The sequence below is a fragment of the Robertmurraya dakarensis genome, assembly GCF_900156875.1.
Lineage (GTDB): Bacteria > Bacillota > Bacilli > Bacillales > Cytobacillaceae > Robertmurraya > Robertmurraya dakarensis.
The window spans coordinates 1,229,431-1,243,165 of the sequence record NZ_LT707409.1; the positions used below are offsets into that span (position 1 = coordinate 1,229,431).

General features: G+C 38.6%; 14 protein-coding genes. 1 reads left to right on the plus strand and 13 read right to left on the minus strand.

Translation table 11 applies throughout. The features are described from left to right. Nucleotides 1-45 precede the first annotated feature (45 nt). The 4 genes from CZ487_RS14860 to CZ487_RS14875 form a co-directional block, all read right to left on the minus strand. Nucleotides 46-1,992, minus strand: a complete 1,947-nt coding sequence (locus CZ487_RS14860; protein ID WP_077213076.1) for an NADH:flavin oxidoreductase — start codon at nt 1,990-1,992, stop codon at nt 46-48. A gap of 122 nt (nt 1,993-2,114) precedes the next feature. Further along, on the minus strand, nt 2,115-2,327 hold the full coding sequence (locus CZ487_RS14865) for an acetyl-CoA carboxylase biotin carboxyl carrier protein subunit (RefSeq protein WP_077213077.1): 213 nt from the start codon (nt 2,325-2,327) through the stop codon (nt 2,115-2,117). Nucleotides 2,328-2,357: 30 nt separating this feature from the next. Next, a complete protein-coding gene (locus CZ487_RS14870; RefSeq protein ID WP_077213078.1) occupies nt 2,358-3,257 on the minus strand; it encodes an NAD(P)H-dependent flavin oxidoreductase in 900 nt (299 codons plus the stop codon). A 438-nt stretch (nt 3,258-3,695) separates the two neighbouring features. Then, the gene (locus CZ487_RS14875; RefSeq protein ID WP_077213079.1) at nt 3,696-6,089 is read right to left on the minus strand and encodes a PAS domain S-box protein; all 2,394 of its coding nucleotides are present in this window, start codon (nt 6,087-6,089) and stop codon (nt 3,696-3,698) included. 226 nt (nt 6,090-6,315) lie between these two features. Here CZ487_RS14875 and CZ487_RS14880 point away from each other — a divergent pair, with 226 nt between their 5' ends. Further along, nucleotides 6,316-7,113, plus strand: coding sequence for a Cof-type HAD-IIB family hydrolase (locus CZ487_RS14880; protein ID WP_077213080.1), 798 nt, complete (start codon nt 6,316-6,318; stop codon nt 7,111-7,113). Between the two features lie 111 nt (nt 7,114-7,224). Here CZ487_RS14880 and CZ487_RS14885 read toward each other — a convergent pair whose 3' ends face one another. The 9 genes from CZ487_RS14885 to CZ487_RS14925 all read right to left on the minus strand — a co-directional run bounded on the left by CZ487_RS14885 (nt 7,225) and on the right by CZ487_RS14925 (nt 13,719). Further along, on the minus strand, nt 7,225-8,253 hold the full coding sequence (locus tag CZ487_RS14885) for an ion channel (protein ID WP_077213081.1): 1,029 nt from the start codon (nt 8,251-8,253) through the stop codon (nt 7,225-7,227). Then, nucleotides 8,254-9,495 carry a glutathionylspermidine synthase family protein gene (locus CZ487_RS14890; protein WP_077213082.1) on the minus strand — a complete coding sequence of 414 codons (1,242 nt, stop codon included), beginning with the start codon at nt 9,493-9,495 and terminating at the stop codon, nt 8,254-8,256. It abuts the gene before it with no gap. 8 nt (nt 9,496-9,503) lie between these two features. Beyond that, nucleotides 9,504-9,962: an RNA helicase gene (locus tag CZ487_RS14895; RefSeq protein ID WP_237562895.1), complete on the minus strand. Its 459-nt coding sequence runs from the start codon at nt 9,960-9,962 to the stop codon at nt 9,504-9,506. Between the two features lie 12 nt (nt 9,963-9,974). After that, on the minus strand, nt 9,975-10,373 hold the full coding sequence (locus tag CZ487_RS14900; protein ID WP_077213084.1) for a DUF350 domain-containing protein: 399 nt from the start codon (nt 10,371-10,373) through the stop codon (nt 9,975-9,977). Between the two features lie 30 nt (nt 10,374-10,403). Then, nucleotides 10,404-10,772, minus strand: coding sequence for an aminotransferase yhxA (locus tag CZ487_RS14905; RefSeq protein ID WP_237562896.1), 369 nt, complete (start codon nt 10,770-10,772; stop codon nt 10,404-10,406). Between the two features lie 245 nt (nt 10,773-11,017). Beyond that, entirely contained in the window at nt 11,018-11,794 is a 777-nt protein-coding gene (locus tag CZ487_RS14910) for a sulfite exporter TauE/SafE family protein (RefSeq protein WP_077213086.1), read from the minus strand. 95 nt (nt 11,795-11,889) lie between these two features. After that, the gene (locus CZ487_RS14915) at nt 11,890-12,117 is read right to left on the minus strand and encodes a sulfurtransferase TusA family protein (protein WP_077213087.1); all 228 of its coding nucleotides are present in this window, start codon (nt 12,115-12,117) and stop codon (nt 11,890-11,892) included. Between the two features lie 39 nt (nt 12,118-12,156). Beyond that, a complete protein-coding gene (locus tag CZ487_RS14920) occupies nt 12,157-13,284 on the minus strand; it encodes an MBL fold metallo-hydrolase (protein ID WP_077213088.1) in 1,128 nt (375 codons plus the stop codon). 39 nt (nt 13,285-13,323) lie between these two features. Continuing rightward, complete coding sequence (locus tag CZ487_RS14925) at nt 13,324-13,719, minus strand: DsrE/DsrF/DrsH-like family protein (protein WP_077213089.1); 396 nt, start codon at nt 13,717-13,719, stop codon at nt 13,324-13,326. Nucleotides 13,720-13,735 lie beyond the last annotated feature (16 nt).

Genomic DNA, 13,735 nt, shown 5'->3' on the forward strand with positions numbered 1-13,735 from the left:
GAACACCTTCTTCCTTCCCGTTTCCTAATATCTGTTCATTTTTATTTAGCTGTACGTTAACTGCTCAACAACATCGTAGGCTTCACTGAAGCAATCACTAATTTTTCTCGGGCCGGCTCCGCTTCCTATTCTGAATAGATTCCTATTTTTGAAAGGATCGTTTGCATGAAAGCCTCGTGCCTGGATTATGAAATCAATGTTCTCTAACATTCCGGCTTTATTTGTTTGATCCTGTTGATAATGAACATTGTGACCTTCGATAGAGGCAATATCACTATTTGATATGAATTCAATCGTAGTTTCTCGGATTTCCTGCATCATCACTTTTCGATTAATAAAATCGATATTTGCACCAATGTCTTTTTTACCAGAACGACTGAGGACATATACCTTATTATTCTGTTCTGCCAGATAATGCGCAGCCTCTAACCCAGCTCCTCTTGAACCAAGAACTAACACTCTTTTATTCTCAATTAAGGGCTTTTCTCGTAAAAGTTCTACTACATTAAAAACAGGGATATTCCCTTGTTCGTTTACCACATCATCTTTAGGTGTCATGCCTGTTGAAATAATAATCTTTGCATCAGAGTATTTCTTTATTTCTTCCTCATTGATGTGTTGATTTAGAAATACTTTTACTCTTAATGAATCGATTTCATGAAGGAGATACTCTCTTGTGTAAAGCCATCTATGCTTATGGGGGGCTGCACTTGCAACATCGATCAATCCCCCTAATTCGCTGGAAGCTTCATAGATGCTGACCTCATGTCCTTTTTTTGCGGCAAAAACGGCAGCTGCAAGACCGGCAACACCACCGCCGACGATGACAACCTTCTGCTTTTTCTCTATCCCCTTTATAAATGGTCCTAAAATGTTTTCCTTTCCTGCCCTAGGATTGACAGAGCAGCGAACAGGCAGGTGTGTGGACACGCGTTCAACGCAGTAGCAACAAGAGGTACATTGATTAATGGAAGATACTTGATTACTTTCTACTTTTTTAACCCATTCTGGATCAGCCAATAACCCCCGGCCGATTGCAACGAAATCTGCTTTTCCTTCAGATAATGTTTCCTCAGCCATGTTTGGATTCCGTATCGCCCCGACTGCAATCACTGAAATCGAGACATTTTCCTTAATTTTCGCTGCAAGTGGAATTCTCCAACCATCTGGCAGCGGCATTGGTTCGACATTTCTTTCCATGGTTTCAAAAATAGAGGTAGATACATGAATTGCAGCCGCTCCTGCTTTTTCGAAACATTGAGCCAGCTTGATCGACTCATCAATTTGCAAACCGCCCGGCACAAACTCATCGACACTAAATCGGACAATAATAGGAAAGTTCCTGTCAACCTTCTCTCTTATACCCTTGATGATTTCTGTCACGATTCGAGCCCGATTTTCCGTACTCCCTCCGAATTCATCCTGCCTTCTATTCGAATAAGGAGAAAGAAAATTATTAAGAAGGTAACCATGTGCTGCGTGAAGTTCAACCCCATCATATCCCGCCAGCTTGGCACGATGCGCTGCCTTTACGAACTTTTCAATCATTTCATAGACCTCTTCAGTTTCCATTTCCCTCGGCACCGTTTTCATAACCTTACACGGGATACTCGATGCAGACACTGGCGTTGTCCCAATGATGCTTTTTGTTGTTTGTCTTCCCGCATGGTGAAGCTGTAGAAATGCTTTACAGCGGTATTTATGTATAACCTCCACTAACTGATTATGGCCGCTAATAAAACCGTGAGAATCAAGAAGCAATTGAGTTTGTGTACCTTTTCCTGTGTTCGAATCAACTCCCGTAAACTCAACGATGATTGCGCCCGGCCCGCCTTTTGCACGTTCTTCATAATAGCGAAGAAGAGGCTCTGTGACTTCACCGGCAATCGATGGCAAATTGGTTTCCATCGGCGGCATGATGATGCGATTTCTCAATTTCACATTCCCTATATAGCCTTCTGATAATAGGTTAGGAAAAATAATTTCCTCCATGCGATAAACACCTCTTTTTATAAACTTTTATGCACTTCTAATTTTCAGAATATACTGTAAATTTAAAACAAACTTCCCCCTTTAAGAAAAAGGGAGAGAAGTTTTGTTAATTCCATATTGCATTATTCAATCACAAGCAAAACATCGCCTTCGTTAACAAAGTCCCCTTCATTCACTTTGAGTTCCTTCACAGTTCCACTTGCTTCTGCTTCAATCGGAATTTCCATTTTCATTGATTCAAGAATCACTACTTCTTGCCCTTCCTGAACTTGGTCTCCTTCATTAACGACAATCTTCCATACAGTTCCTGCCATACTTGATATCACTTTACTCATATTTCTTCCTCCTCATAGATCTAAATTTTACTAGCTGCCTTTATATTCTTTTTCCAGCTGTTCTACAATTTGTGAAACGGACATAACGTCCTTGACTGCACCTACACCTTGACCCGCTGACCAAATATTCTTCCAGCGCTTTTTCCGATTGACTCCAATATTGAATTCAGAGTGTGCAGGTAAATTGTCAGGATCTAAGCCCGCAGATACAATCGTTGGACGCAGGAAATTTGCAGGGATGCCCGTGATTGCTTTGGTTGTCATAACATCATCTGCGTCAACATCAATCAATGTGTTTTTATATTCTATTTCAGCCATGCTTTCCTCAGAAGCTATGAATCTAGTACCCATATATACGAGATTGGCTCCAAGCACCTCAGCTGCTCGAATACTTGTGCCATCCATTACACTTCCAGCTAAAACAACGATGCCATCATAAAATTCTCTTACTGCGCGGACAAATGCAAAAGGATTAACCCAGCCTGTATTTCCGCCGGCTCCAGCACAAAGAAGAATTAACCCATCTACCCCCAGATCAACTGCTTTTCGAGCATGTTGGAGAGTCGCCACATCCGCTAAAACTAAACCGCCGTATGAATGAACAGCAGGTACAACCGCTTTAGGCGATCCGACACTGGAAATGACAATAGGAACCTGATACCGCTTTACTAATTCAAGTTCCTCTGAAAATCTTTCGCTGCGAATGACCATATTCACCGCATATGGTGCTGCATCTGGTACATCAGCAAGACTGCTGGATATTTGTGATAACCATTGATCCAGTTCGTCTATGGTTCTAGGATTAATAGCCGGAAAAGAGCCAATCACTCCACTGCGGCACGCATTAACCACTAGTTCCGGCCCAGAAACCCGAAACATTGGCGCAACAATCACAGGAACTGAAAGGTTATTGATTGTTTTTATATTCATTTGAAATGAAACCTCCTCTTTAATATCGTTGACAACTTCAGATATGCCGCGGATATTAGCTGTTTTAGGGTAAATATGTATAAATCTGGTAATTTCTAAATTATAAAATTAGGGTATAATTCGAATTAAGGGAATATACGGTAAATATCGTGTTAAAACATAGTTTTATAGACGTGAGTATGGTAGAAACTGTAGATTAATTTTTTAAACACTAGCTGTTCTCACTAAAAGCAGAGGACATTCCTGTTGATCGTATTAACTAAGAATACCTACCAATTGAAGTGTATACGTTACTAAAAAGATTACTTAATATTCACTATATTGTCAATAAACGGAATTATTAACAAGGATTTTATATCATTTTTTTAGAATAGTGCTTTCATTACGAATCTATCGTCTTAATTGCACAAAAAAAGAACCAGCAGGGAAGGTTCTTTTTTATCTTGCATACACACTTATCCGATTGCGGCCAGTAGCTTTAGAATTATATAAGGCTCTGTCTGCTTGTACTATCAGCTCCTGAGCTTGGAGCTGCGGTGTAGGAATCAGTGTAGAAACACCTAAACTGATGGTCACATATGGGCAGACTTTTGAACCAATATGAGGAATCTTTAGGTCTTCTATCATTGAATGCAAACGTTTTGCAACAATAAGAGCATTTTCCTGGTCGGTTTCAGGAAGAATGATTGCGAATTCCTCCCCTCCGTACCGTGCTGCAAAATCTTTATGGTATTCTATAGATTTCTTTAAAGTCTGTGCAATCATTTTTAAACACTCATCACCGCCATGGTGGCCGTACGTATCGTTATAAGCTTTAAAATGGTCTATATCAAGCATAATTAACGAAAGCGGGATGGAGGTTTGACTTGCCGCTTTCCATTCTGCTTGCAGTACCTCATCAAAGTTACGACGGTTGGGAATCGCTGTAAGGCCGTCCATTTTCGATATTTCCTCAAGCCTTGCGTTCATTTCCTTTAATTTTTGTTCAGCTTCTTTTTGCTTGGTAACATCCCTTATAATACCTAGAATCGCACACTCTTGATCATATTTCATTTTTGTAATACTTAATTCTCCAATAAATGAACTGCCATCTAGGCGAATGCATCGCACCTCAGTACAAATTGGATCAGGGTTTTTCTGTTCTGAAAGTAAGTTTATCGTTTCACTCACTTTGCAGCGATCATCCTGATGAATGTAATGGATGAGCGGTTTCTGCAGAACACCCTCCATAGAAGAAGCCCCGACTAAATTCATAAACTTCTCGTTAATAAACTTAAGTTTCTCTTCCCCATGAACAAATAATCCCTCAGGGTATAACTCAACTACACTGCGATAGCGCTGTTCACTCTCTTTAATGAGTTGTTCGCTGCGTTTTCGATCTGTAATATCGTGGACCATCCCAAGAGCAAATGCCTCTTCATGGTTTTTTAGAATCGTCATGGTTATATCAGAATAAAAAATATCGCTATTCTCTCTCACATATTTTTTTTCGACTTGATAGGAATCTCGTTCTCCATTTAAAAGTTGTGAGAATAACTGTTCTTCATCTTGACCAGTATTTAACCCCTCGCTTGCCTTACCGAACCAATCTAAATACGTTGTGTTTACCTCTAGCGCATTGCCTTGCCGGTTTAACACAACAATTCCAATTCCTGATTTTTCAAAAATTGCTTTAAATCGCTCATTGCTCTTTTGCAGTTCTTTCTCAATTTGGAGTTGTTCCGTAATATCCTTTGCCACAGCATAAAGACCGATTATCTTTTCTTCGAAGATAATTGGTACCGAAGTCACATTAATAATGACCCTGTTCCCATTTTTCTTTTGTATGGTTAGGTGCAGCGTCTGAGGTTTTCCTTCAAGTGTATTTTTAAAAGCATCCTCTGCTTTCTTTAAATCTTCTAAGATAATTAAGGAACGAAACGACATTCTCAAAAATTCTTCCTCGTTATACCCTGTGATTCTCGTGCAAGTTTCATTTACTAGTATGAAGTTTCCATCCAGATTGATACCGTATACCGCATCTGGATTATATTGTATTAAACTTTTATACTGTGCTTCATTTTTTCTAATTGCTTCTTCAATTTGTTTTCTTTGCGTAATATTCGAAAAGAAAACTTGTATCACTTTTCTTCCTTGATACTCTAGCGGAACGGAAGAAAGTCTAACATCTATTACATTACTTTGTAAATCTACTAGTTTTACATCATAAGGTTCTGGCTGCTGATTTGTGTTAACCATGTATTGAATTCGTTCTGAGACAATTTTTTTATAATCATCATGAATATAGTCGAGAACTTGATCACCTAGCAAATCATGATAAGAATTTGCGCCTATTAATTTAACTCCTTCTTTATTGATAAAAAGAAGTGTCCCGTCCTCATGTATAGCCATTGGTTCAGGAGAGTTCCGAATCCATTTACGGTAGCGTTCTTCGCTATCTGCCAATTTAACACTTAATTTTTTTTGTTCTGTTATATCTTGAATCTGAGATATAAAATAAGAAGGTTGGTCTTTATCATTTTTTACTAATGAAACACTCAGATGTCCCCATACTATATCCCCTGTTTTATGAAGGTAACGCTTTTCTGTTTCATAGAAAAGCTCATCCCCTTGTAGCAATTTATTAACACTTTGCAGGTCAGATTCTAAATCATCAGGATGAGTAACATCCTGAAAGGTCATTTGTTCAAATTCCTGCATTGAATAGCCAAGAATTCTACAAAGGGATGGGTTCACCTTTAACCACTGTCCTTCTGTAGAAACAATCGCCATCCCAATAGCGGCATATTTAAAAGCATTTAAAAATAAATGATCTTCATGAATTGGTTTCATTGGTTTATCCCCTAAGTCAATGTATATAACCCTATCATAGTTGAATTTAACTCTTCTGAACATACAAATTTCCATCTACTTATTAAAACTTTTCTACACTTTTTAGTATTGATATGAACTTGGGTGTTTGTAGAGGAAGTTGATGGCTAAAATGGAAAATAGTTTTTGCTGAAAGGGAAAATTTGATATAGTAAGCATAACCATATGCAGAAAGGAATCATACACAATGAAATGTTTTTCAATTGATTTAGATGGGACGTTATTAAACTCCGAGCATAAAATTTCACCAGAGAACTTTAAGACATTACAGGATTTACGAAGTGAAGGGCACAGTGTCATTATTAATACCGGCCGTGCTTTTGAAGATGTAATTAAATTTGAGGAAATTAAAAGTTTACAACTTCCAATTTTCAGTATAAATGGCACGGTCTTGTACTCGAACACTTCAGAGATTCTTTATGAAGCTTCTTTATCGCATACGATTTTAAGTGAGTTACTTCCGATTCTCAAGGAACTGGGTCTATGGATTATGGTGTATACCAATCAGGGCGGCTTCCCTTGCAGAAATCCAATGATTCAAGATAAAACCGATGATGAGATAGAACCAATATTTGAAAACTACGATTACGATCAAATCTTTGAAAGAGAAAATCTTAAGATTTATAAAGTGATGGCTGTTTCTCGTAAAGACCAGCTTGAAAAAATCGATAGAGCAAAAGAAGCAATTGAAGGTAAATTAGAAGTATCGATGGCTTCCTCACATCCTAACAATGTCGAATTCACTTCTGTAGAAGCCAATAAGGGAGCAGCTTTAACAAGATACCAGAAAATCACAGGCGAGCATTTCGATGAAATCTTTGCTTTTGGGGATGGCGGGAATGATCTTTCTCAATTTGAAGCGGCTACGACATCCGTTGCGATGGGAAATGCCCCTTTTCATATTCAGCAGGAAGCAGATGTCGTTACAATAACAAATGATGAAGATGGATTTTCTCATGCTGTTCGGGAATTATTGAATATATAACAAACTAAGCGATTCTTTTTTAAAGGATCGCTTTTGTGTGTATCTTGAAAAAGCACTTGAGCTATTTCAAGTGCTTCGTGGATTTGTTTTATCGTAAAGCAGTTGCATAGACTAGTTAATAATTTTTTTATATGTAGGTTCATCACAAATGACAAATAATTTCGCGTTGGCTGGGATTTTTTCATGATGCCGTCTGGCGATGTCTAGTGAGCTGCCGTCAGATATCAACGTCGCCCCCATTTCAAATAATTCCATTGCAGCATCCTTGTATGAATTCCAGTGGGGTTTTGCATTAATTTCATAGAGATTTTCTCCTTCAGTACTGCTGAGCATTTGCCTAAATAGCTTACTTGAACCATGGTGAATCGCGGCCTGTGCCATTAAGCGGGATATAGAATCATTTGAAAGGATGAATTCATCGACATTAGCATGCTCGAATAAGGCAATATGCTTATCCTTTTTTATTTCAACAATCGAGTAAATACTTTTCCCATACTTCTTTGAAATATGTTCAACTCTTGAGGCTGTGAGAAGAGTTTTCCCATCGGAGTATTCGGAATGATCATTGCGGTCATCTGAAAAAATGGCGACCGATTTTGCTTCGAGGATATTTGCTCTCATTAGTACCTCTTCTTCTGCAGGATTCCCGCTGACAAAAAAGAGTCTCTCATGCTCTAACGGTGTTCTTTCCATATTGTCAACAAACACAACTTCGGTTTTTTCCTCTTTACAAAGGATCTCATCTAGCACTTGTTGAAGTTTTTCTTTTGAGGCGCCGATTAAAATGTAATGACCCTTTTCTGAATAAGTCAATTTCCCTTCCTCCCTCATCTTTCTGTACAAGCTAAAGCTTTCGAAGACCTTCCCAATAATAATCCCCATGGCACCAATCCCAAATATATATAATAGCAGCATCGTGAAAATACGCCCGAAATCACTTTCCGGAAAATAATCACCATAACCAACCGTTACAAGCGTCGTCATGGTCCACCAAAGTGCATCTATGTATCTCGGAAATGTTTCAGGTTCTGCCATTTTCATAACAAAGCTGCTAAGAAAAATCAAAAGCAGCGCAAGAACAGTTGCATGCAGCAAACTTACTTTCGATATTTTTGAAAAAAATCGCTGTAAGATCCACATCTAGCTTCCCTCCTTTCTCATCCCAACCGGCAAATAATAGGATAAATTATTCGTGATGGTTCCACCCACTCTATAGCCGATCGCTGCTGGTTTGCCATTTAGAAGAAAACTGCCAACTAAAAGCTTGCCATCTTGTTCGCCCTTTTCACTTTGAAATGTTACAATTGGATGCTCCACGTACTGCTGATATATCGAGAGATACTCCTGGTAGGATTGCTGACTGTCTGCTTGAATAAGCTTTCCTCTTTTATTGTAAATGCCAACTGTGTCTCCCTCCCTGCCAAACACAGGCTTTTTCACATACTGCATACCTTCTTCAATGAAAAAATCAGGCTCTAAATAAGTTGGGAGGAAGTACTCTTGTATCCATTCATGTTCTTGAAATGTGAAGAATGGATGGCGTTCAATATGCAGTCCCCAAATCACCGCTTGTACTGCTTTATTTTGCAGCAAAAAGGCTGAGGGCGGATTAATGATAGTAAGCTTGCCGTTCTCAATCAGTTCAAGGAGCCATAATCCAATTTTGTTTCCTTCCGTATCTGTATCGGTTATCAAACTTTCGATTGGGAAGGTTTGTCTGTAGAGAATATCAATTTTAACTCCATGCTCATCGAAAAGTCCGACATCCTTTTGGATTTGCAGCTTATGAAGCGGTACAAACCTTGACTTAATGCCAGATTTTTCTCGCAAGTAAAGTACTGTTTCTCTATCTTCAATATGATCGTCATGGGCAGTAAAAATAATATTAGGATCAGCTAGACCTAATTTACGTTTACTGGAACAGATACTCACACGAATCGCATCAGATAACCATTCATCCATTTTCTCATTCGGATTAGAGAAGCCAAATTCCTGACAAACCTCACCATTGACAGCGAAAAGTTCTTTTATAAAAGTAGGTGTATCTGCATTGATTTCAATGCATTTGTAAGTTCTCCCACAAGGAATTAGGTCAAGCCGAGATATCACAGTCTCGGCCTCTAAGGTTTTTAATCTGATAAATGATAACGTTTCTTTTGGGAAGCCCATTTCAAGAAGAGTCCTATCGGGAACTTCCCGAAGCAATGTGCATATCTTGAAAAAGATATGTCCAACTCGCTGGCTAGCTAACCGAATCTGTTGAAGTTCTTCCCTGTTTATCGATTTAATATCATAGAGAGCATATTCTTCATTATACAAGTCAGCCCAGAAATTTTTGAATTGACCGTAAAATTTTCTTCTTTGATCATGGTAAGTATCCATTGGAACCGTTACACCTCCCCAATGTCTTTAATATAAAGAACATATACCCCTCTATCCTCATCAATTTCAGTAGATGTTACTTCCTTTTGCCCAAGGCCTGGGATAGTCATGATATCCTTTAAAAGATAGCGAATGACATCAAAATGGCTCTGACATGGAATAACGGTAAGCAGTTTGAAATTCTCTGTTTCACGATGTCTGCGTATTTCAATATGCAGTCCCTTTCCATGATATCCTCTTTCATCCGCAACATGGGGGTTCCTTCCTAGATCTTTGATCACGAGTGTGTCTTCTTCCTCATGCATCTCGTTTGCTATTAACTCGTACTGTCTTCCTCTCATGATAAAATATGTGCACAATTGGCGCGCATACAATTCATCTACTCCTACAGTTGCGACTGTATATTCATAGAAGGGTTCGTAATTGCCGTTCCCCTTGTCGATATAATAGGTCAGTTTTTCCATCATTCCACCCAATCCTTAGTAAGATAAACACTTAGCAACAATCCATCCAATTGACAGAGATAAGGAAAAAACACAAATTCCTACTGCACGGTTGTCTTCCTCAATCGCCTTGTGGATACTATATCGAATCGTGATTAATTCAGCTAGAAAAAATACGATGATTTGTGAGAGAATCCCAACGCCCCCCCAAATCGCCATATCAAGCAAAGAAACAGAGTATTCCGCTGCAGCCCCAAGAACAATGGCAAGCCCGACAATTTTTCCTCCTAGGGATAACGCGGCAGTAACGTTTTTTTCAGCAATTAAGCTAAATTCCTTTAATTTGGGTGTACTGACAATAAAGATTATAGTTCCAATCAAGACAAGCAGCAGTGCCACTCCTAAATATGAAGCAAAATTTACATATAAGTTCACGATAATACTCCCTTTCCTTCTACAAAATGTTTAGCCTCCGTAAACCTTAGAGCCGCTGCCGAATCCAGAGCTCTTTTTAACGCCTGATCCACTCGAAGTACTAGATTTTCCTTTGAATGATGAACTATTTTTGTAGGAGATGTAATCCTTCGCTTTATAGAGGGATGACTTATTCCGATAAAAATGACCACCATAGAAAAAATGTCCATAATAAACAGAATTATGATCATCACATTCCCATACACCATCATCTTCATCCCATTCCCAATCGGTACAGTTAGAGTCTTCAGGTACAGGAGGCAGCTCCTGTGCATTCGATCCACAGCCAGTAAGTCCGATCAACATGGCAGTTGACGTAATTCCTACCATTACTTTCTGAGTTTTGCCCAATCCAATCACCTCACTTCATTTGCGCATATAAATTTACGACTTTAAATTGACAAAGATTCAAATTTTCTTTCTGTTTTTTTAAAATAGGTTTATTTTACTATGTATCTAGCTTCTTTTTTAGAAAAATAAAAAAAGGCCGTTAAGCCTTTTTCAAAAAGAAGCGAAACAGATCTAGAGTAGCCCCTCTTTCAGTAGCATTATGGTTATTATACCTGTTCTACTGGGAAATCAATCTCTGTTTGATCATTTGCTTATTATAAAATATCCATCCAAATGTTAATAGCTGTACCGAGAATAAGAACAGCTAAAATAACTTGCAGCACTTTTGTATTTACCTTTTTACCTGCCATAGCCCCAAGTGGAGAGGCAATAAGACTCGCAACTACCATGACCGCAGCAGGACCCCATTCAACTTGACCTGTAGAAATTTTTCCGGCAGTTGCCCCAATCGATGAAATTAAAGTAATAGCTAGTGATGATGCAATCGTCATTCTTGTTGGTATTTTTAAAACTACTAACATTATTGGTACTAGCAAGAATGCACCGGCCGCACCAACGATCCCTGCTCCAATACCAACGATAAGTGAAAGTGATGCTGCAATCCATTTATTGAATTTTACTTGATCCAAAGGAATATCGTCTATGCCCTTTTTAGGAATGAACATCATTACCGCTGCGATTAACGCTAAAATTCCATAAATCAGGTTGATACCACCCTCAGACATTAGCTTAGAGCCATATCCTCCGATAAAGCTACCAATTAGGATGCTCACCCCCATATAAGCGATTAACGATTTGTTTAAATATCCGCCTTTACGATAAGCCCAAACACCACCAATGGTTGCAAAGAACACCTGTACGGCACTAATCCCTGACACCTCGTGGGCAGTAAAGGCTGCAAACCCTACCATTGGAGGAATATAAAGCAGCATGGGATATTTAATAATTGAACCGCCGATTCCTAGCATTCCAGAGATAAAAGAACCTATAAATCCTATTAAAAAAATTGCAAGTATAAAACCGAATTCCATAACTGTGCTTCCCCCCCTTAAAAAAGGGAACCAAACCGGTTCCCCTATAAAATTTGCTTATCTAATATTACATCCTACAGACTATAGTATTTAATTTAGCCTTTCTTAATCCAAAATTTTAATACGTCTCCATCTTCTTCGTGTTTGACTAGCTCATGGCCGCCTGATTTTGCCCATGCTGTCAGGTCATTTTTTGCTCCTTTATCTGTTGCATGAATTTCTAACACTTGACCTGATTCAAGCTCACCAATTGCCTTCTTTGTTCTAACGATCGGCATTGGACATGCTAAGCCCTTTGCGTCTAATACTTTAGTTGCTTCCATTATAATAGCCTCCATTTATTAAGATTTAATTAAGATTACTTATCTAACTGCACAACGGTTTGGTCCAATTTCCATTTCACGTTGCTGTTCTTGGTCAGGGTTGATTTTCCCCATATTTGTCTCACGGATTTCTTGGTATGCATTTGGCTGCGGCGGAAGATTTTCCGTCACCATTTTTCTAAATTCACTCTCGTCCTCAATGTTTAAGCCATGGTTCTTCGCAAATAAAATACCTAGCTTTTCTGATACACTGCCATCTTCATTTAGCTCATCAATGATCATGAAGTGAGCTGGAAGCACAACTAGTTCATCTGATAATTCGCGATAACGGTTATAAAGTGTCTCTCTTAAATCACCAACCCAATCCTCTGCAAGTCCTGCAAGGTCTGGTCTCCCGATCGAATCAATGAAAAGAATATCACCTGAAAGAAGAAACTTTTCATCTACCACAAAAGATGTAGAACCAATGGTGTGGCCTGGAGAGTATAATGAATGAATATTAATGCTCGTATCCCCAATCTTCACATCATTACCACCCTCTAATGCCTGATATTCAAATGTTACTTCTGTAGCATCTTTTGGCGGTAACCAGTAAGTTGCACCTGTTTTTTCTGCGATCGTACGGCCGCCCGAAATATGGTCAGCATGTAGATGTGTATCAAATACATGAGTAATTTTCACATTTTTCTCTGCTGCAAAATCAAGATAAACATCCGTCATACGAGTTGAATCAATAAGAGCAGCTTCACCGTTTGATAGTACCATGTATGATAGGCAGCCTTTACCGATTCGAACAAATTGATAAAGCTCTCCGCCATCTTTTAAATCTCCAACCTTAACTGGTTCAAGATGCTCGCTCCATGCTTTCATGCCACCTTCAAGATAAGCTACATCAAGGCCTGCGTAAGAAAGCATTTCTGCCACCATAATTGAAGAACCTTCTTTTGCGCATACAACTAAAACTTCCATTTTAGTTGGTATTTTATCCAAAATTTCTTCAACACCATCAAGTAATTCAAAATAAGGGATATTCATATATTGGAAGTTATCTCCTTCAATTTTCCAATCCTGAAAATCACTTTCATTACGAACATCGAAGACAAATAATTTTTCTTTGTTAAATACCTTTTGAGTGACTTCTTTAGAAGTCATTTTATTAACCGCCATTCTTTTTACCTCCCAGGGTATATAATAATGTAAAATTTTTTAGAATGTTAATGTTACGTCAGCATCATTAGCAAATTCCAGGAATGTAACCGCTCCACCAACTTCAATTCCATCAACAAATACCTCTTTTTCTAGCCCCATTACATCCATCGTCATTTGGCAGCCAATCATCTTAACTCCAAGTTCCCCAGCCATTGCGACCATTTCTGGAATAGCTGGTACATTTGCCTTCGCAAATCCTTCTGCGAAATGCTCTTTTCCTTCTGGCATTGGCAGCTGCTTATTAGCTTCTTTGTGAATTAAATTCAACCCTTCAAATGTAAAGAAAATTGCCACTTCTTGATCCGTTGCTGCTGCGGCTGTTGCAATATTGAACACCTTATATGCATCAAATAAACCACCATTACTTGCGATAATTGCTACTTTTTTACTCATAATATTTCCTCCTATT